We start from the raw sequence: 20060 nt of genomic DNA, 5'->3' as shown, positions 1-20060 counted from the left end.
TTATTGTTTTGCACCTTCAAAATCAAAATAAATATCTGTTGCGGATTGCTCATTTGTGCTAACATTGATGTTTTGATTCGAACCATAATAATGAAAAAAACCTTCTAAGCTCCCTGATAAAGAAACAATATCCTGTGTGTTTTCACCAAAAAAAGCGCCTGTTTCTACGGTAAAGGTTTTAGGAGTAACAAAAGAGTACGGTTCGCCTGATTTGGGCACAATTTTTAATTTATTAACACCTTCTTTTGTTACGATAACAGTGGCATCGAACCATTCATGTACATCACCAGGATTAGAAGGCGATGTATATAACCTTCCTTTATACGTTCCTACAGCCGCATCAATAGTGCCTTGTGCTGGTTGTTCGAATCCCTCATTATCATCACTGTTACTACAGCTTGTTGTTAGGGTCCCCAATGTTAGTAACGCTAAAATTCCTAGACCTGCCATTCTTGTGCTTAGTTTTTTCATAATGTAAATGTTATTTATTTTCAAATACAAAATTCTACAAAATGAGAAATTAGAACAATCATCGAAAACCTTGATTTTATTTCTAATGGTTTACCATGGTTTTTTCGAAAGGGCAAAAATGAAACACTTTTATTTAGATATTTGCATTTTAATTGCAATGCTATGTTCAGAACTATTTTCGCTATTCTATCTCTTTTTTTCTTTAGTACTATGCTGACAGCACAGCAACTTGTTCCTTTAGACGAAATAAAGTATTTAACACAAATCAATAGTGAAATTAAAAACAATGCAAATGATAGTATTCGTTTGCATAATTATTTATTACTTTCCGAATATTGGTCCCAAACCGATAGTCTAAAAAGCAGGCAAGCACTAAACACTGTACTATCCTCCAAAAAAAAGATATTACCTGAAGGTATTTTAGATTATTATCAGGGTGTTTTTTATTCGCATCAAGGTGATAAACCCCGTGCTTTACAATATTATGAAAAGGCGATACATACTTTAGAAAAAGGTTCTAAAAACATCGATTTTCTTATAAAATCTTTATACAATTACACCTACATGCAAGTAGAAAGCAAAGGCTACGATTTTATGGTTAAAACACTAACCGAGCGCTGTATTCCATTGGGTGAAAAAAGTAAAAACAAAGAACTATTGGCCTTTAGTTATACCCAATTGGGTTTGACTTTTATGTCGGTAGGACAGTTCGAAAAAGCAGAAGAGTATCATAAAAAAGCGTTAGCGCAACTTGATGAAATTCCCCAATCAACAACGGTTCACCTGATAACGTATCTCAATCTTGTGAGTAATTATTGTTACAAACCCGACAGTAAGTCTGCTGAGATATATCTTAAAAAAGCAAAGCAACTTATTGCACCCTATCCCAATTCGCAGCATTATGCCAACTATTATTACCAAGAGGCGATGTATTACACTACGAAACAGGATTTTAAAAAAGCGTTAATCAGTTTGGATCAGGGAGCAAGATTAGCCAAAAGCAAGAACCAAGGCAAACTGTTGCATATGCTTTATTTTCGGGCGTATAACGTTTATCTGATGCAGAAAGATTATCATAAAGCTAAGATGCAGTTAGAGCATATCTTACAAGAAAACATTTTAAGTAAAGAAGCTGTAAACCGCAAAATTACCTACACACAATTGGCGGCGGTAAATGATGTATTGGGAAATTATAAAGAAGCTTATGATTGGATGAAGAAATCGAGTGCTCTGAGTGATAGTTTGCAACAGCAGAAATTATTGGAAAAGATGAATGAGCTTGACATCTTACACCAAACCGCTGAAAAAAAACAGATGATTGATACATTGAAGCAAGAAAAAAAAGAAAATGAGCTGATTGCCAAAAATAAAAATCTACGGATAACCATTTTAGCTATAGCCCTAGGGTTGAGTTTGATTATTGCTTTTTTAATTTATCTTACCTACAAGAATCAAAAGAAATTGAACCAGCAAATCAGCATCAGCCACCAGCAAGATCTTTTACATATTGAAAACGAACGCAAATACGAAGCTACAAAAGCAGTCTTGCAGGGCGAAGAGCAAGAACGGCAACGCATAGCACAAGACTTACATGATAGTATGGGAGGCATGCTTGCGAACATTCGCATGTCGATTTCTCAAAAACAGGATCAAAATTCGGATGCGTTATTGCAAAAGATCGATAAATCCATTGTAGAAATGCGTCGTATTGCTCGAAACCTAATGCCCGAAACCTTGAAAAACCTTGGATTGGAAATTGCAGTGAAAGAACTTTGTGAATCCATGTCCCAAAAACAATTTCACATTCAGTTTGAAGCTTTTGATTTATCCGATAACATCCCTTTTAAGGTTCAATTGCCTTTGTACCGCATTGTTCAAGAAAGCATCAGTAACATCATAAAATATGCTCAGGCAAACAATGTTATTGTGCAAATTAGTCAGCACGAAAACATCTTAAATCTGACGATTGAAGATGACGGAATTGGTTTTGACACCACTAAAGTAGCTTATGGTTTAGGCATAAAAAATATTAAAAACCGTGCTGCGCTTATGAATGGAACGGTAGAGATTTTGTCGGAAGAAGGAAAAGGAACCACAATAAATGTAGCATGCCATGTATAAAAATGATGATTTGAATTTGGTAATTGTTGATGATCATCCAATGGTATTGGAAGGATTAAAATCGCTATTGCATCAGGAAGAGAAATTTCGAATATTCGCTTTTACAAAAGGATCATCGGCATTGGATTTTATTCAAGAAAATAAAACCGACATTGTTTTACTTGATATTGTTTTAAGTGACGGAAGTGGTTTGAATTTTTGTCAGTTGATTAAACAAAAATCGCCTAAAACCATTGTCATCGGAATTAGTAATCAAGCAGAACGCAGTATTATATTTCGTTTTTTGGAAAATGGTGGAAACGGCTACATCTTAAAAAATGCAGATGCTGATGAAATCATTCAATGTATTGATAATGCTATAAATGGAGGAATTGCTTTAAGCAAAGAAGTTCAGGAAATTATGTTATGTACCGCATCCAACTCTTTTGAATTACCGAGACTGACCAAGCGAGAACAGCAGGTATTGGAATCAATTGCCATAGGAAATACATCAGCTGAAATTGCTGAAAAATTATTTATTTCTATTATTACTGTAGAAACGCATCGTAGAAATTTATTGCAAAAATTCAAGGCTAAAAACATGATCGAATTGGTCAAAATAGCTACGGAAAATAAATTGATATAAACCCGTTATTATTGGATGTTATTTTTATTCGTTTAGCAAATTGTTTCTCTTTGTAGTTTTTGCTCAATATTATAAGTTTCACCTATAAAATTATTAGTAGCTTTAAGCAAATACCTAAAAGTGAGTAGCTCCACTATAGGAGCAATCATGTTTGTAGAAACAAACGAAGGAATAGCCACCTCCAAAGTTCCATCCCCACTTTTAATATTCGTAGTAAAGGAATCAAACAAAGGATTTCCTACTTTTTCACGACTATTAAATTCGATTTTCAGTACTAATTCAGATGTATTTTCAGGTGTTCTTTGAAACATGTATGATTACGTATTTTTTAGGTTTTGGGTTTTGGGTTTGTGGCACGCGGATAAAACGGATTTGCTAGAACAAAACGTGGAGGTAGCGGATTTTTTGTTTGCTGTATGTGGTTAATGTTTAGTTGTTGATTTTTGTTTTTGAACTTAGATTGGAGAATGTAAGAAATGATGAAAATTAAATTAAGGAGTTATCTTGAATTTTTTTCTCAGAATTGTCACTTCGAGCTTGCCTGTGCTGAGCTTTGTCGAAGTATCGAGAACTAATGAATGAGTTTCGTTTCTGGTTTAACTTCGTTCTGTTCGGCTGAGCTTCTGGCTAGATTTCAAGTTTCAAGTTGTTTTTTGAACTTGCCCTTGAATTTGTCATTCCGCCAAAGTAGGAATCTCCTACAAAGTAGGTCAATCTTTAAGCAAAGCGAAAACAATTGCCCTTATTTTTTCCAAATTGTTTAAAATAACACTGTGTGCTTAGTGCAAGCCTTTGTACCTTGTGGTTATAAAACAAAAAGCCCCAACAAATTGTTGAGGCTCTTTAAATTTAGTGCTACTCAAAATTAAACAATATCAATTAAGTTCAATACATTAAAAGCTCCATTACGTAGCGGATATTGTACACCATTAACCTCTTGAAAAAATTCAATAAGTAACAAATACAGTTGTGTTCCAGTACCTGTTGGTACTCCAGCTGGAGTTAGTGTAATAGTTGTCGGATTCATATCAAGTACCGTATTTACAACAGTACTATACTGTGTGTCAAACTCGCCAGAAACAAAATCCAAATTAATAAAAGCACTACGGAAAGACACGTGAGAAGTTCCTTCAGGAATCTGCAATTGATCTAACGGAACAAAATCTGCAATAGTTACAACTCCAGTTAGAGTGTCTAAATTGAAAGGTGCATGAAATACAGCTTGTAAGGCAAACAATTATTAAAATCAAAACCTTTTAATAATTGTTTGCCATTTAAAGTCAATAATCCTTCGCTGACTACTCGTTCACCTCTTGCAGAACTGCTATCCAATTGTCGAACTTTACTCAAAATGCCTATCATACGACTACTCATGCGAGGATCTTTTGCTCGGTTCAGCATCGTTCCAATGGCATTACGTAATAATTTTCCAGACTGAGCTGTAGTGCCAAATTCTGCAATATTCTCACGAGTTCTGATGTAGGCAGGATCATTCATGATTCTACCTTTTGAAACCCCACCCTTGGTACGAACCAAGTGCCCATCTACACTTTTATAAAAAGTGAGACCATCTAGCGTTCCCGCTACTTTTAAAAACGACTTTTGCTTAGCCATAATAATAAAAATTAAAAATGAAACAATAAATTTTTGAATCGGGCCCTGAATTCGATTTCAAAACTAATACGACTTTTACAATCAAAAAAACAATAGGTTCCGTTTGCACTCAAATGTGCCATTTTGTTTCATTTTGTAACATAATAACCGCTTAAAAAATCACCTACACAACCAATTTCACTTATGTTTTTAATTCTTCAATCTTGCAACCTTTACCCCATAATTCGTAATTGTTAATTCGTAATTGTCCCATACATATCCCATACATATCCCGTACATATCCCATATATCCTCTAATACAATGAAGTATAAATAAGTTCGATTTTTTTTCAGGAATAGGGAGGTCGTCCAAAAAAAGTTTTCAACAGTAAAAATTATAAGATTTAGAGGCTTTTGTGGTAAATCTGCAATTCTCTAATAAGACTTATCACCACAAATTACCTCATATCCCAACATTAAAAATGGAAACAATTTTCCAAATATTTTTATCAACAACTACCAAATTTTCTCTAGCGTTAAAACAGTAAAAAGTTGAAGTAAATTAGCAATACAATTGCAAAAACAAGGTGTCCTATTTTTTAAAAAGACTTGAAAGTAAGTTTGCATACAGAAAGTTGTTTCATGTCACAACTTTTAAAAATAAGTTGATTTTACTTTGCTTCAAGTAAGTTATAAGAAGTAAAACGATGTGTCCTATTTTTTAAAAAGACTTGAAAGTAAGTTTGCATAGAGAAATTTGTTTCATGTCACAACTTTTAAAAATAAGTTGATTTTACTTTGTTTTCAATAAGTTATAAGAAGTAAAATGATGTGTCCTATTTTTAATAAAGTGCTGATTTTACATTTGTAAAATAAAATTTTAAAAAGTGTAAATTTTCACGTTACACATTTTGTTTTGAGCTTGTTTTTAATTTGAAATATAATTTGAAAACGAATATGAATTTTAAGAAAAGAATAGTAATTTAATAAATTATAGAGTATGTCACGATTAATTATTAGACCAAAAGACGTTGAGGTTATTTTAGGAGTAAGTTCTAGCTATGCAAGAAGAGTAGTTAGAGTTATCAAAAGAAAAAATAAAAAAGAAAAATATCAGAAAATAACAGTAAAAGAATTTTGTAGAGATCAAGGTTTGGATGTTAATGATGTTATACAGGAGTTGAAAGAATTTTACAAAGGGAAATAACAATTGTATTTAGGTTAATTGTATATTTACTTTTTAAATCTTTTAAAAGGTAATGAATTTATCACAGTTAATTTCATCCGATTACAAAAAGTATAAAAAATATGGAGGTAACTTTATTACCATCGTTTTTTTTACACAAGGTTTTTGGGCTTGTTTTCAATATCGAATAGCACATGCAGTCTATAAGATGTCATTCCCAATAGTTAAGCAATTGTTACAAGGCCTTTGTTTGTTTTGGCAAAAAGGTATTGAAATAACCACAGGAATTTCCATTCCATCTTCTGTTCAAATCGGCCATTCATTCTACATTGGTCATTTTGGAGGCATTATTTTAAATGCAAAAACAATCATTGGAGATAATTGTAATATTTCTCAAGGCGTTACGATAGGGGTTTCGGGTCTGGGAGAGAAAAGAGGAGTACCCAGAATTGGGAATAACGTCTACATCGGAGCCAATGCTGTACTTGCAGGGAATATTATAGTAGAAGACAATGTTTTGATTGCGGCTTGTTCTTTGGTGAACACTAACGTCACAGCAAATGGTGTAATGCTAGGGGTTCCTGCCATAAAAGTTTCAGAAAAAAGTTCGGAGGGCTATATTTAGTCAGTTTCAACATTCAGGTTTTAAGTTTTTTGGGACGCGATGTAAGAAATACGAGTACTCTCTAAAAAATTTTATTCTGCGTAGTGTTTACTTATATTCCCTTACATGCCTTATATGTTTTAAAATTTTTATGTTTTTTAAAATAAGAGATATTAAATGATTTATCCAGAGAGATTGATTACACGTATCAGAGTTTGTTGTTTCTAGTTGAAATCGTAACTTGCAACAAAAATCAATGTATCTTGAAGCTTTTAGTTATATCTTCAGCACCAGTGGTTGAAATGGAGGGTAAATCCTATTTGTATGCCCCTTACGAAAAAGAAATGCAATGGTGGGCGAAACATGCTAATACAATTCAATTTTGTTGTCCCATTTGGAAAGAAGATAGAAAACTTTTAATTGCTCCGATTTCTTTTAAAGTTGATTCAATTGTAGCACTTCAAGAATTTGATATCACTTCATTTTCAAATAAACTGAAAGCAATTCCTCTTGCCTTTGTGGCTTTAGTAAAAATCTTCAAAGCCATGAAACAGGCCGACCATATTCATTTGCGTTGCCCAGGGAATATTGCTTTGTTGGCTTGTTTGGTTCAAATTTTATTTCCTAATAAACAAAAAACGGCTAAATACGCAGGAAATTGGGATCCTAAAAGCCAACAACCTTGGAGTTATCGCCTTCAAAAATGGATTTTATCCAATACTTTTTTAACACGAAATATGCAGGTACTGGTATATGGGGAATGGGAAGGAAGTACGAAGAATATTAAACCGTTTTTTACGGCTACCTACAGCCAAGAAGAAGCTAGATTGTGGTCACTCGAAGCCAAGGTGAGCCCTGAGGAAAGTGATTGCTCTTCAACGCGCTCAGCGCAAGCTAAACAACCTGACACCAGACAACCCATAGCATTGGTCACTCCAATAAAATTTCTTTTTGTCGGAACACTATCCAAAGGCAAACAACCTTTATATGCCATTCAGTTAGTAGAACAATTGTCTCAAAAAGGCAGAAAAGTAAACTTAGAGTTGTATGGGGAAGGAGTGTTAAGAACGGAACTAGAGCAGTATATTGCCCAAAAGAATTTAGGAGCTATAGTATTTTTACGAGGAAATCAGTCCAAAGAAATTATTCGGAAAGCATACCAAACCAGTCACTTTCTAATTTTACCTTCCAAAAGTGAAGGTTGGCCCAAAGTGGTGGCAGAAGCACTATTTTGGGGTTGTGTACCAGCAGCCTCTCCCGTTTCCTGTGTGCGGTACATGTTAGGCAATGGAAGTAGAGGGGTTCTTTTACAAGAACAAATAGATCAAGATGTAAGAGAAATAGAAACCGTTTTAAATAACCAAGAAGTATGTCAAAAAATGGCTTTCGAAGGACAAACTTGGTCTCGACAATTTACTACGGATAAATTTGAAGAAGAGATTAGAAAATTGTTGATAGGCTAGTTTGAAGATTGGCCTCGGATCGAACGGATCTGCCTTGGCGGAGTTCAGGAATCGATGGTTTTTGTAATTTGTTGTAGGCTTCAAGTGTCGAGTTTCAGGAATACAGAGGGAAGCAATTCGTGTACATAATAGTTTGTTTGTCATGCTGAACTCGTTTCAGCATCTCTAGGATGAATTTTATAACATAATCCATCAAACAAAAAACGTACAGGATTTATAGGTTTTTAAATTTTAGTTTTTTGGGAACACGGATTGGTGAACTGGAAGAAAATCTTTAAAATTTTCTTATGTTTTGTGGTGTAAGAGACGCTTTGAAGTAAGACAAACAAAACGTTGAATGTGTTCTGGGTAAAAGGGTTGAAATTTCCGTAAAATAAAGCGATAGCTTCTATTTTCTTTTATAAATTAACTTTTACTTGAATTGACGCTTCTTCTTTTGATTTTTTCTATTTTTACAACTTTAACCAAATCCACTACAACCATTGGCGAATCCCAAAGAAATACGAGTGATTCAATTAATTGACAGTCTAGAACCTGGCGGAGCGGAACGTATGGCGGTGAATTATGCTAATGCTTTGGCTAAAAAGGTGGGGTTCTCTAGTTTAGTAGCGACACGGGCGGAAGGGCTTTTAAAGGAACATTTGGCGGCTGAGGTAGATTATCTTTTCCTTAAAAAAAAGAGTAGTGTGGATCTGCAAGCGCTGATCCGATTAAGAAATTATATAAAAAAACACCGAATCAACACTATACATGCCCACAGTAGTTCTTTTTTTATGGCGATACTGCTTAAATTAAGTTGTAATGTAAAGATAGTATGGCATGATCATTTTGGGAATAGTGAATTTCTAGAGAACAGGCCTTTGTGGATACTCAAGTGGTGTTCTTTAGGTTTTGATGGGATTATTGCGGTTAATTTTCAATTGCAACAATGGGCGATTAAGCATTTATGGTGTTCAAGAGTGATGTATTTGCCTAATTTTGTTGACCTGCAACCAAGTGATATTCCTTTTGTTATGGCAGGAACCTCAGGCAAAAGAATCCTATGTCTAGCCAATTTTAGACCTCAGAAAAATCACGGTTTGTTAATCCGTGTTGCGGAAAAAATACATCAAAGTTTTCCAGATTGGACTTTTCATTTGGTAGGAAAAGATTTTCAGGATGCTTACTCAGAGAGTGTTAAGAAGGAAATCGGGCAAAAAGCGCTAGAAAATACAGTGTATCTATATGGTAGCACCACAGCAGTGGAAAAAGTGGTTCGTCAATCGGATATCGGTATTTTGACATCCTTGTCTGAAGGCTTACCCGTAGCCTTGTTAGAATATGGGTATGGAGGATTGCCTGTGGTGGCAACGGCAGTGGGAGAAATTCCTCAAGTATTAAGTCCGGAAAGTGGCATGGTAGTACCTTCCGGAAATGAATCCGAGTTGGTGCAAGCCCTGACCCAATTGGTAACCAACGAAGAGTTACGACGAAAAATGGGGACGCATTGGAAAAATGAGATACAGCTAAACTATACGCAAGAGGCTGTTATGGAACGATATTTAAAGTTTGTACTTCATGGAACAAAGTAAGGAGAGCGGATACATCAAACTTTTGCTGGGGCATGCAGCGATTGGAGGGGTAGCTTTTGTACTTCCAATACTAATGAAGATATACAGTATACTAATTTTTCTGTATGGGGTTTATTTTATTTACAAGCATCAAAATAAAAATAATGAGGCCCTAGTGATGTCGGCTTATGTAGTAGGAGTAGAGGTGTTGTTGCGAATGACCAATGGAATGCACTTTAACGAGTACGCCAAGTACAGTATCATTATTTATATGATTTTAGGGATGATATATTCAGGGATGTCTTTAAAATCCTTTGTGTATATATTGTTTTTACTGTTTCTAATCCCCGGAGTGGTCTTATCTACGGTGACACTTTCTTTTGAAGCCAATATTCGAAAAGCGATAGCCTTTAATATTTCAGGACCGGTTTGTTTGGGAATTTCCGCACTCTATTGTTACAGCCGCCAGATCAGTTGGAGTCGTTTTAAGACGATTTTAAGTGCGTTTGGTTTACCATTAGTAGCGATTGTAGTCTACCTTTTTTTATATACCCCTAGTATTAAGGATGTGGTTACGGATACGCAATCTAATTTTGAAACTTCAGGAGGTTTTGGTCCCAATCAGATGTCAACTATTTTAGGATTTGGGATTTTTATTTTTTTTGCGCAACTACTGCTAAATTCTCCTACAAATAAACTACGATTATTACATGCGTCTCTAGCGATGGTTTTTGCTTTTAGAGGAATTGTAACATTTTCCAGAGGAGGAGTGATTACCGGAGTGGTGATGATAGTGTTGTTGTTGGGAATATTGTTCCTGTACTCCCGACCTAAAGTGAAGATGCGAATCGCGGTAATTTTTGCTTTTTCATTGTTTGCAGCCTTAGGTGTCTGGACGTACAGTTCGTTACAAACAGGGGGATTAATTGAAAACCGGTATGCGAATAAAGATGCAAGAGGGAGAGAAAAAGCAAGCAAGTTAACCGGTAGGGAACAATTGATTGAATCGGAATTGAAAATGTTTATGGACAATCCTATTTTAGGAATTGGGGTTGGAAAAAATAAAGAGTACCGGGAAGAGACAACGGGAATACAAGCGGCCTCACACAATGAAATCACCCGGATGTTGGCCGAACACGGGATGTTTGGAGCATTCAATTTAATGATCTTAGTGGTGACGCCATTGATATTGGCATTTAACAATAGGATGAATTTTTTTGTACTCCCATTTGTTGCCTTTTGGCTACTGACAATCAATCATGCGTCTATGCGACTGGCAGCCCCAGCTTTTGTGTATGCCCTAGCACTTTTAAAAGTAAGATTTGAGAATGAAAATACTGTACCTCGGGAATCAGCTCAGTAAGCACGGTTTCAATAAAACCACCATAGAAACATTAGGGCCGCAGTTGGAGCAGCAAGGCTATACTGTTTTTTATGCTTCCAATCAGTCGTCTTTTGTACTTCGCCTGTGGGAAATGTTGCGAGCGGTTGTGGTGTATCGGCAACAAGTGTCGTATGTGCTAATCGATACCTACAGTACCAAGGCTTTTTGGTATGCTTTTTTATCGAGTCAGCTGGCAAGGCTTCTGAAGATTCCGTATATTCCTATTTTGCATGGTGGTAATTTACCACAGCGATTGAAAAAAAATCCCATACTCTGTAAGATGCTTTTTGGACAGGCCTATCAAAATGTAGCTCCTTCTACTTACCTAAAAGAGGTTTTCGAACGAGAGGGATATCAAAGAGTGCTTTTTATTCCCAATACGATTGAGATTCAGCAGTATCCTTTCCAAAAGCGAAGCCATTTAAAACCTAAACTCTTATGGGTTCGTGCTTTTGCAGCGATTTACAATCCGACCCTAGCAGTAGCGGTGTTGAAAAAAGTACAGGAACACTACCCCAATGCCGAGTTGTGTATGGTAGGTCCGGATAAAGACGGTAGCTTACAGACAACTCAAGACTATGCCCGTCAAGAGGGCGTTTCGGTTCGGTTTACCGGAGGTTTGAGCAAAGCGGAATGGACCACACTAGCTCAGGACTATGAGGTGTTTATCAACACCACCCATTTCGACAATACACCGGTGAGTCTTATGGAAGCCATGGCTTTGGGATTGCCCGTGGTTTCTACCAATGTGGGAGGAATTCCCTATTTAGTCAAAGACAAAGAAGAAGCGCTTTTGGTTCCAGATAATGATGTTTTGGCGATGAAAGAGGCAGTAATCAATCTTTTACAATCTCCGGAATTGGTCAACCGATTGACAACAGCTTCTCGAAAAAAAGTAGAAAGTTGGGATTGGCAAGTAGTTCAAAAACAGTGGATTGATTTGTTGTCGTAGACTTTTGTATTATAGTTGTAGATAATTTAACATGAGAAGGTTTATTTTTCTTAAATTTTTCTTAATTTCGGCAAAATATAGATTCTAATGGCCTCGCATCATCCCATTCACTTTGAAGTTTCAGAACGAAAAATTTTACTTCGTTTGATGGATGTTTTCTTTGTCTTGTCGGTCTTGCATTTGGTCGGTTCTTTGCTGGACTTTCATTATTTCACGATTTCGTCAGAGAATTATCTCTGGACCATGGTGTTGGCTTTTTATCTGTTGTTTTTCGGAACGGTGTTTGAAATGTACAACCTACAAGTGGCCAGTAATCAGTTTCTAATCGGTAAAAGTATTGTACTCACCACTTCAATGACTGTTTTGGTGTATTTGTTAACACCCAAAGTAACGCCTACGTTGCCGGATAACCGTTTGCAAATCCTCTTGTTTTATTTTTCAGTTTTCGGAGCCTTGTTGTTATGGCGAATGGTGTATGTTAAGTTTTTGGCGGCCAATCGATTTATCAAAAGGGCTATTTTTGTCTGTCATCAGAGTGAACTTTCGGAATTGGTAAAGGGGATTCAAAAAATAGATCCTCATTTTAAAGTAGTGGGATTTGTGAATCTTTCTGCGGATTTTGTAGAAGGTCTTACCGAAATAGAACATATCAAACTTCAGGAATTAGAGTTGTACTTGCAGGAGCATAAGGTGCCGGAAATTATCATAGCTACCCAAAAAACGGAGGGTATTACACAGGAATTGTACCATCATTTAATCGAGTTGTTGGAGAAGGGTATACAAGTCAGAGAATATACCCAAGTGTATGAAAGCATTACTCATCGTATTCCCGTGCAATTTGTTGCTAGAGATTTTTATAAATATTTTCCGTTTTCACGAAACAATCAGAACAAACTGTATTTGATTGTGGTACGGACTCTTGAAATTACACTGTCGTTAGTCGGTTTGGGACTAGCGATTCTAATTAGTCCAATCATTCTCATTGGAAATGCGGTGGCCAATCCGGGGCCTTTGTTTTATACTCAGGAACGGGTAGGGCAAAACGGGCGACTTTTTAAAATTTACAAATTGCGATCGATGGTGGTAGATGCTGAAAAAAATGGAGCAGTATTCGCGACTTCTAACGATGCGAGAGTGACAACTTTTGGTAAGATTCTTCGAAAATCCCGTTTGGATGAGGTGCCACAATTCATCAATGTACTCAAGGGTGATATGGCAGTAATAGGTCCGAGACCAGAGCGTCCGGTTTTTGTGAAAGAAATAGCAGCGATCATGCCTTTTTATGAGACCCGACATGTGGTGAAACCAGGATTAACCGGTTGGGCGCAAGTCAATTATTCGTATGGTGAAACCTTGGAAGATAGTCTGATTAAACTGCAATACGATCTCTATTATATCAAACACCGTAGTTTATTTCTAGATTTGAATATTACGGTGAAGACGATCAGTACGATTTTGTTTTACCGAGGACAATAGTGTTGTCGTATTAATACGATTAGTTCGTACGGGTATACTATTTTGATTCTATTCCAAAAATAATTAGAACTGAAGAGAAAGCATGAGATAATACTTTATTTTTCCTATCACTTAGCCCCTCTCTTACGATACAAACGAAACAATACAATTGCGGTGCCTATCAGAAGTGGAGACATCATTACGAAATGTGCTTTATTGAAACCATAAATGACGTAAGCTCCGAGTAGTAATAAGATTAACCCACTAAACTTTCGAACTCTTGCGGTTTGTTGTTTTGCTAGCATATAGGCTAGTACTAACAATAGCGGATTGAATAATAGCATGTTGTAGTTCCATAGTACTTCTCGGTGTAAAGAATAAAAGCCAACAACGGCAAAGAACAATCCAATGCTTCCTAAAATACTAATATAAACGATGGTGGTTGCTTTTTTATTGGGTAACACAAAAAGCGCTACAAGAGCGATTAAGGCATAAATACTATTGAAAAAATTAAAAGGCTTTTCGACTGTAGTGGCCTGAAATAAAGTAACCGGTGCCGAAGCCAAGGGTTTCCCTTTGTACATAGTGCTTGTTAAGACTTGCATTAAGTCTAAAGGTAAAAAAAGTACCTGAGCCGGTTCGTCCGTTCGTTTCCCGAAAATAGCATTGATCCCTAAATTCATCCAGAATTGGTCCTTCTGATAAGGATAGAGTACACTACGATAACTTTCTTCGGCGTGAAGGGTGTTTCGTATGGGTTGACCTTCTAACACCGAATTGACGGCATCGATTACTTTGGTGGTACAATTACGGTCGATGAATTTGTAGGTATAAAATTTTTCTTCTGTGAATATAGAACGGCTGAGTTTATCAAACAATTGTTGTTTTTCTTCTAGAGAAAGGTGTAATGTTTGTTCATATATCGTGCGATTTTCCTGTTGGTAACTGTACTCAAAAATCTGAAAAGGATAGGCTTCGGCAAAATACTGTAAATCTCCTTTGATGAACTTGAGAATAAAATGAGGGGTGTTGAAATCAAACATTCCATAATTCCAAACATAATCAAACTGTTGGGCTTCATTTTTGATTCGGATGGCAGTATGACCATATAAAGTATGCGATTCCTGAGCCACATCGACAGTTAGTATGCTGATTTGGGTTTCTTCGGTGATAGGGTTACTCTGAGAAAAAACAGCAAAGGGAAATAAGATCAGTAGTAGGAAATATCTAAGTTTTTTCATGTTTGGGTCAAAAGCAGTTGATTCGGTCAAAGATAATAAATTTTAAGGCAGCCTAACGTTGACTTAAAGTAGCAGGATAGTGCTTCATGAGTGTAAAAACAGTTATCTGAAAATGGATAAATCTACTTTCAAAGAAAAGACATTCGAATACAAAGCTGCACTTTGATTCCCTAAATCGGTCAGGGCATAATCAACGGAAATCCCTTTGTAGTGAAATCCTAGTCCAATATTGGGTTGAAAAGTAACTCGATTGCGGTTGCTATCAATGAGCAAAGAGGGACTGTTTTGGAAGTTACCCACTCCCGCTCGGATAAAAGCCAAATTGTCGTATCCGAATTCGAAGCCCACAGCAGGTGTCATGCTCAGAACCTCAGAAGACAAAATGTCGTTGGTTCGTTGGAATTCCATATTAAGATTAACTGCAGTTAATAAACTCATTCCGTTGTGAAAGTCCACTTTTCGAGCGACACCCAATTGTGCTTTGGGTAAAGTAATTTCGGTGTTTTCAGGTAATTCCTGATTTTGTGAAGGATTTTGAGTTTGTGCCTCCTGAATTTTTTTAAACTCTTCTTCGTTGATGTTCCAAACGTTATACGTAGTGGTGATATCCCGTACCATAAGTCCAAATTTCCAGTCTTTGACATAGTATTGCATACCCAAATCAAAACCGAAGCCCCAAGAACTGGCAAAATCACCAATAATTCTTCGGATAACTTTGGCATTCACACCATATTGAAAACGTTGTACCGGTAATTTTCTAGCATAGGAGAAAGTAACGCCGTAATCGGCAGTAGAGAACAAGCTGATACGATTATAATCGATGTTTCCTTCAGAATCAATCAATTGGGTCGTGTTTAAAATATCATCGACTCCAAAGCGAATTACAGACAGTCCCCAAGCGCTTCGATCGTCTATTTTTTTAGCATAAGCGACATAGTCGTATTGAGCAATATTGGCAAAATAGTTGGCATGCATCAGTGCTGCCTCCTGATCTTCGATTTGTAATAATCCCGTTGGGTTCCAATAGCCTGAATTGACATCACTAGTATGGGATACCATGGCATTAGCCATCCCAAAGGCACGGGCATCGACCCCAATATTCATGAATTCATTGGAATACTTTCGGGCAGTTTGTGCGAAACTGTGTAATCCCGTGATTATAAAGAGTATGAGTATGCTTTTTTTCAAGACCAAACGTTTTAGCAAAGATGAAATAAAAATCTGAAATATTAAACTCAACAACTTATAAACTTATTGTCAGCCATTGAACGTCATTACCGATAACGTTAATTGTAGTGTTTTTGTAAAAGTAAACGAAGCCAAATAAGTATCGAGAATCGTTTTCAAAGCTGGTTTTTCTTGTTCCTGATACTATTTTTAACGCAAATCCTTCGAATGGAGGAAAAATTATCCCTAAAAAATAATTACACGCAATGAGTTATTGTAGTACATTTGCGTATTATGAATATAGCGTATTAAAAAACTATTTTATGTCGATAAAATCTCAAATCCCTAATAGTATTACCCTTTTGAATCTTTTTTCAGGTTGTATAGCCGTTGTTTATGCTGCGGAAGCTCAATATGAACTGGCTTTTTTCTTTGTGGCCTTAGGGATTTTCTTTGATTTTTTTGATGGTTTCTTTGCGCGATTATTCCATGTGCAAAGCGAATTAGGGTTGCAATTGGATTCCTTGGCTGATATGGTGACGAGTGGGGTAACTCCAGGATTGGTGATGTATCAGTTTTTACGATCGTTACCTATGGAAGGAGTATTGGCGCCGTATTTGCCTTATGTTGGTTTTGTAATTACGCTAGGCGCTTGTTTTCGATTGGCTAATTTCAATATAGATACCCGTCAGACCGATTCATTTATTGGCTTGCCAACACCAGGTAATGCGTTGTTCATTTTGAGCATTCCCTTGGTGGTTTTGGAACAGGATTTTGGCTGGATCGCCTCTTTTTTGACACAACCGTGGGTTTTGATTCTTATTAGTTTATTGAGTGCCTATGTAATGAATGCTGAAATTCCTTTGTTTTCTTTGAAGATAAAAAACTTCAGTATGCAAAAACATGCCTTGCCGTTAGGGTTCATGGTTGGTTCTGCTATTTTATTGGTACTCTTGGGGTATTTGGGCGTGATTATAGTGATTTTAGCGTATATTTTATCGTCACTTTTTACACAATTGAAAGTTAAAAATTAAAGAATCCCATGGCATCGCCGAAACGAAAGACGGTTACCCGAAAAGCACCGCCTAAAAAAAGAGTAGAACGTCAACCTTCCTTTTTTTCGAGTTCTCTTTTTTTTAAAATTATCGTGGGATTTGGCTTTTTGGTTTTTTTCTACAGTCAGCGCAATGTGTTGTCCCGTTATTTGGGATTTACAACCGATAAAATTGTTTTTTCTGAGGCACGAGCTATGCCGGTCGATAAAGTGCTAGACGCGCATATCGAGAAATCTTTCGGTATAGATATTTCTGAATACCAACATCAGATTCATTGGGATCAAGTCAAAGAAATTGAAGGAGGATATCCCATAGAGTTCGTTTTTATTCGTGCTAGTGTGGGTAACGACAGACCCGATTATAAGTTTAAAAAATATTGGAAGAAAGCCAAAGAGAAAGGATTGGTGTGTGGGGCGTATCATTATTATCGTCCTAATGAAAACTCATTAGAACAAGCAGAAAATTTTATCGAACAGGTTACTTTGGTACAAGGTGACTTTCCTCCGGTATTGGATATAGAAAAGTTACCGAAAACCCAATCGATTGAAAGATTGAAAGTCGGTTTACGACGTTGGCTGGAAAGAGTAGAACAACACTATGGGGTAAAACCGATTATTTACAGTAGTGAAAGTTATTATGAGGATTTCTTAAAAGAGGATTTCGAAAATTATCCCTTTTGGATAGCGAATTATACAGCGTTTTATCAAAATATAGATAGCGAATGGTCGTTGTGGCAATTCACAGAAACCGGCAAAGTTCCCGGGATAAAAGGCCCTGTGGATATTAATATATACAACGGGAATTCGGTATCGATGAAGGAACTATTGATTCGATGAAGCTTTTGAATTGTAGTTTTACCATTAAATTTTTTGGGCTGAATTAGGCAAGAATAACATCATTATAATGATCGCTAGAGTCATCAAAATAAAAATGAGCTGCCCTTTTTTATTCGCAAAGTTAACTGTCCAACCCATCCATTTGATTCTTTTGTCTACCCAAGCTCTAGGATCTTCTGGATTGTAATAAATACTACCCCATTTCCAGTTTTTGGGATCGTTATGCCATTTTTCGATTTGTTCCTTTGTAGGCTGCATACTTCTGGATTTTATTTCAGTCAACTCAGTAAACTAGAACAGGATTAAAATTCTAATTTTTTTCTTCTTAACTCAAAGTTTTGACCCAAATAAACACGGCGTACCATTTCGTCTTCTACCAATTCTTCAGGAACCCCTGCTTTAAGAATTCCTCCTTCGAACATTAAGTAGGTTTTGTCTGTAATTGCTAACGTTTCCTGAACGTTATGGTCGGTGATTAAGATACCAATGTTTTTATTTTTTAGCTTGGCTACGATGCGTTGGATGTCTTCTACAGCCACAGGATCGACCCCTGCAAAAGGTTCGTCTAATAGGATGAATTTAGGGTCTGTTGCCAAACAACGCGCTATTTCTGTACGACGGCGTTCTCCACCCGAAAGTAAGTCTCCGCGATTGGTACGAATATGTCCTAAAGAAAACTCTTCAATTAAGGCTTCCATTTTGGCTTCTTGTTCCTGTTTAGAGAGGTTGGTGAGTTGTAAAACACTCATGATATTATCTTCGATACTCAATTTTCGGAACACAGAAGCTTCTTGTGCCAGATAGCCAATGCCATGTTGCGCTCTTTTATACATAGGGAAATCCGTGATATTCATGTCATCCAAATAGATGTTTCCTGAATTGGGTTTCACTAAGCCTACAATCATGTAAAAGGAAGTAGTTTTTCCGGCACCATTAGGTCCCAAAAGACCAACAATTTCTCCTTGGTTTACTTCAACCGAAATACCTTTTACTACGGTTCTTTTTTTGTAGGTTTTGACTAAATGATCTGCTCTTAATATCATGCTTTACATTTGAAAATTTGAAAATTTGAAAATGAATAAATTACTCATTATCACTTTTTAAAGTCAGTTTTAAACAAATAAAGTCAAAAATAAACAATAGAATAGATGAATTAACAAAGGTTTTGCATCTTCAAAATTTCAAATTGGTTAATTTTCAAATCAATTAATTGTTTTCTAATGCTTCCCAGAATTCGTAGGCTCTTCTTAGGTGAGGAATTACGATGGTTCCACCCACTAGGGTAGCTACACTCATGGCTTCCATCATTTCTTTACGATTGATTCCTAATTTGTAACAAGTCTCCAAGTGGTATTTAATACAGTCGTCACAGCGTAATACTGCCGAAGCTACTAAACCTAATAATTCTTTGGTTTTAACATCCAAAGCGCCTTCAGTATAAGTGTTGGTGTCTAGATTAAAAATGCGTTTGATGACTTTATTGTCGTCCGCTAAAAGTTTTTCGTTCATTTTAGAACGATAGTCATTAAATTCTTGTACTAAGTTGCTCATTTTTTTCTTGTCGTTTAACTACAAATTTAGAAATTAAGATACTGATTTCATAAATCAGAAGCATGGGAACCGCCACAGTAATTTGGCTTACCACATCCGGTGGTGTTACAATAGCCGCAATAATTAGGACTATCACCACAGCGTATTTTCTTGTTTTTTGTAAGAAAGTAGGGGTTACCAATCCAATTTTGGTCAATAAATAGATGATGATAGGTAATTCAAAAAACAATCCTCCAGCCAAAACCGAAGTTTTGATCATGCTGATGTAGGATTCTAGATTGAATTCATTTTTTACGATAGCACTCACCGAGAAAGTAGCCACAAAGTTGATCGACATGGGAACAATTACATAGTAGCCAAATAATACTCCTATAAAAAACAAGGCAGAAGCTGTAAGGACAAAAACCTTGGCATATTTTCTCTCGTTTTCATAAAGTGCAGGACTGATGAATTTCCAGATTTCCCATAAAATATAAGGAAATCCTAGAATAAAACCGGCTGTGATGCAAGTCCATACGAACACATTTACCTGGCCTTCCATAGTGGTATTTTGTATGGTGAAGGGTAATTCTTCAATACAAATAGTATCTGCAAAACCTAGGTAATGCGAAGCATCACAAAAAAAGCGATAGGTTACAAAATTGACTTTGGTAGGGCCAAAGATAATATCGTCAAAAATAAAGTCAGAGATAAAGAAGACAGCCGTTGCTAAAATTACAATAGCAATAGAGCTTCTAACCAATAACCATCTCAGTTCTTCCAGATGGTCTAAAAAGGACATTTCGCCCAGCGTTTTCTTTGCCATT

At 36.3% G+C, this 20060-nt stretch carries 21 protein-coding genes; 11 read left to right on the top strand and 10 right to left on the bottom strand.

Translation table 11 applies throughout. The annotated features are described in order from the left end of the window. Window positions 1-471, bottom strand: coding sequence for a hypothetical protein (locus tag NAT50_RS06845; RefSeq protein WP_250592479.1), 471 nt, complete (start codon window positions 469-471; stop codon window positions 1-3). A gap of 162 nt (window positions 472-633) precedes the next feature. On the opposite strand from NAT50_RS06845, the gene NAT50_RS06840 reads away from it, so the two are divergent. Both NAT50_RS06840 and NAT50_RS06835 read left to right on the top strand, forming a co-directional pair. Then, the gene (locus NAT50_RS06840) at window positions 634-2592 is read left to right on the top strand and encodes a tetratricopeptide repeat-containing sensor histidine kinase (protein ID WP_250592478.1); all 1959 of its coding nucleotides are present in this window, start codon (window positions 634-636) and stop codon (window positions 2590-2592) included. After that, window positions 2585-3217, top strand: a complete 633-nt coding sequence (locus NAT50_RS06835) for a response regulator transcription factor (RefSeq protein ID WP_250592477.1) — start codon at window positions 2585-2587, stop codon at window positions 3215-3217. Before NAT50_RS06840 ends, NAT50_RS06835 begins: the two co-directional genes overlap by 8 nt. A 32-nt stretch (window positions 3218-3249) precedes the next feature. On the opposite strand, the gene NAT50_RS06830 is transcribed toward NAT50_RS06835, so the two are convergent. The 3 genes from NAT50_RS06830 to NAT50_RS06820 form a co-directional block, all read right to left on the bottom strand. Then, the gene (locus NAT50_RS06830) at window positions 3250-3528 is read right to left on the bottom strand and encodes a hypothetical protein (protein WP_250592476.1); all 279 of its coding nucleotides are present in this window, start codon (window positions 3526-3528) and stop codon (window positions 3250-3252) included. Window positions 3529-4082: 554 nt separating this feature from the next. Further along, window positions 4083-4454, bottom strand: coding sequence for a hypothetical protein (locus NAT50_RS06825; RefSeq protein ID WP_250592475.1), 372 nt, complete (start codon window positions 4452-4454; stop codon window positions 4083-4085). Next, window positions 4412-4831: a hypothetical protein gene (locus NAT50_RS06820; protein ID WP_250592474.1), complete on the bottom strand. Its 420-nt coding sequence runs from the start codon at window positions 4829-4831 to the stop codon at window positions 4412-4414. Before NAT50_RS06820 ends, NAT50_RS06825 begins: the two co-directional genes overlap by 43 nt. 979 nt (window positions 4832-5810) lie before the next feature. On the opposite strand from NAT50_RS06820, the gene NAT50_RS06815 reads away from it, so the two are divergent. The 7 genes from NAT50_RS06815 to NAT50_RS06785 all read left to right on the top strand — a co-directional run bounded on the left by NAT50_RS06815 (window position 5811) and on the right by NAT50_RS06785 (window position 13425). Continuing rightward, window positions 5811-6017, top strand: a complete 207-nt coding sequence (locus NAT50_RS06815) for a hypothetical protein (protein ID WP_250592473.1) — start codon at window positions 5811-5813, stop codon at window positions 6015-6017. Between the two features lie 52 nt (window positions 6018-6069). Continuing rightward, on the top strand, window positions 6070-6621 hold the full coding sequence (locus tag NAT50_RS06810) for a serine O-acetyltransferase (protein ID WP_250592472.1): 552 nt from the start codon (window positions 6070-6072) through the stop codon (window positions 6619-6621). A gap of 242 nt (window positions 6622-6863) precedes the next feature. Next, a complete protein-coding gene (locus NAT50_RS06805) occupies window positions 6864-8063 on the top strand; it encodes a glycosyltransferase (RefSeq protein ID WP_250592471.1) in 1200 nt (399 codons plus the stop codon). Window positions 8064-8569: 506 nt separating this feature from the next. Then, window positions 8570-9634, top strand: a complete 1065-nt coding sequence (locus tag NAT50_RS06800) for a glycosyltransferase family 4 protein (protein WP_250592470.1) — start codon at window positions 8570-8572, stop codon at window positions 9632-9634. Next, entirely contained in the window at window positions 9621-10976 is a 1356-nt protein-coding gene (locus NAT50_RS06795; protein WP_250592469.1) for an O-antigen ligase family protein, read from the top strand. The genes NAT50_RS06800 and NAT50_RS06795 overlap by 14 nt, the downstream gene beginning before the upstream one ends. Beyond that, window positions 10942-11949: a glycosyltransferase family 4 protein gene (locus tag NAT50_RS06790; protein ID WP_250592468.1), complete on the top strand. Its 1008-nt coding sequence runs from the start codon at window positions 10942-10944 to the stop codon at window positions 11947-11949. Before NAT50_RS06795 ends, NAT50_RS06790 begins: the two co-directional genes overlap by 35 nt. A gap of 87 nt (window positions 11950-12036) precedes the next feature. Next, a complete protein-coding gene (locus NAT50_RS06785) occupies window positions 12037-13425 on the top strand; it encodes a sugar transferase (protein ID WP_250592467.1) in 1389 nt (462 codons plus the stop codon). Window positions 13426-13532: 107 nt separating this feature from the next. Here the strand turns inward: NAT50_RS06785 and NAT50_RS06780 are convergent, their stop codons facing one another. After that, complete coding sequence (locus tag NAT50_RS06780) at window positions 13533-14645, bottom strand: lipoprotein N-acyltransferase Lnb domain-containing protein (protein ID WP_250592466.1); 1113 nt, start codon at window positions 14643-14645, stop codon at window positions 13533-13535. 102 nt (window positions 14646-14747) lie between these two features. Further along, window positions 14748-15833, bottom strand: coding sequence for a putative type IX sorting system protein PorV2 (locus tag NAT50_RS06775; RefSeq protein WP_456298731.1), 1086 nt, complete (start codon window positions 15831-15833; stop codon window positions 14748-14750). 302 nt (window positions 15834-16135) lie between these two features. Here NAT50_RS06775 and NAT50_RS06770 point away from each other — a divergent pair, with 302 nt between their 5' ends. Together NAT50_RS06770 and NAT50_RS06765 are read left to right on the top strand one after the other, a co-directional pair. Further along, a complete protein-coding gene (locus NAT50_RS06770; protein WP_250592465.1) occupies window positions 16136-16846 on the top strand; it encodes a CDP-alcohol phosphatidyltransferase family protein in 711 nt (236 codons plus the stop codon). Between the two features lie 8 nt (window positions 16847-16854). Next, the gene (locus NAT50_RS06765; RefSeq protein WP_250592464.1) at window positions 16855-17703 is read left to right on the top strand and encodes a glycoside hydrolase family 25 protein; all 849 of its coding nucleotides are present in this window, start codon (window positions 16855-16857) and stop codon (window positions 17701-17703) included. Between the two features lie 24 nt (window positions 17704-17727). Here NAT50_RS06765 and NAT50_RS06760 read toward each other — a convergent pair whose 3' ends face one another. The 4 genes from NAT50_RS06760 to tatC all read right to left on the bottom strand — a co-directional run bounded on the left by NAT50_RS06760 (window position 17728) and on the right by tatC (window position 20059). Further along, window positions 17728-17961, bottom strand: a complete 234-nt coding sequence (locus NAT50_RS06760; protein WP_250592463.1) for a DUF5808 domain-containing protein — start codon at window positions 17959-17961, stop codon at window positions 17728-17730. A gap of 44 nt (window positions 17962-18005) precedes the next feature. Next, entirely contained in the window at window positions 18006-18746 is a 741-nt protein-coding gene (lptB, locus tag NAT50_RS06755; protein WP_250592462.1) for an LPS export ABC transporter ATP-binding protein, read from the bottom strand. 163 nt (window positions 18747-18909) lie between these two features. After that, complete coding sequence (locus NAT50_RS06750) at window positions 18910-19254, bottom strand: carboxymuconolactone decarboxylase family protein (protein ID WP_250592461.1); 345 nt, start codon at window positions 19252-19254, stop codon at window positions 18910-18912. After that, window positions 19229-20059, bottom strand: coding sequence for a twin-arginine translocase subunit TatC (tatC, locus tag NAT50_RS06745; RefSeq protein ID WP_250592460.1), 831 nt, complete (start codon window positions 20057-20059; stop codon window positions 19229-19231). Before tatC ends, NAT50_RS06750 begins: the two co-directional genes overlap by 26 nt. Window position 20060 lies beyond the last annotated feature (1 nt).

This window comes from Flavobacterium luminosum, from assembly GCF_023635005.1.
Lineage (GTDB): Bacteria > Bacteroidota > Bacteroidia > Flavobacteriales > Flavobacteriaceae > Flavobacterium > Flavobacterium luminosum.
This window is presented reverse-complemented; position numbering and strand designations above follow the sequence as displayed.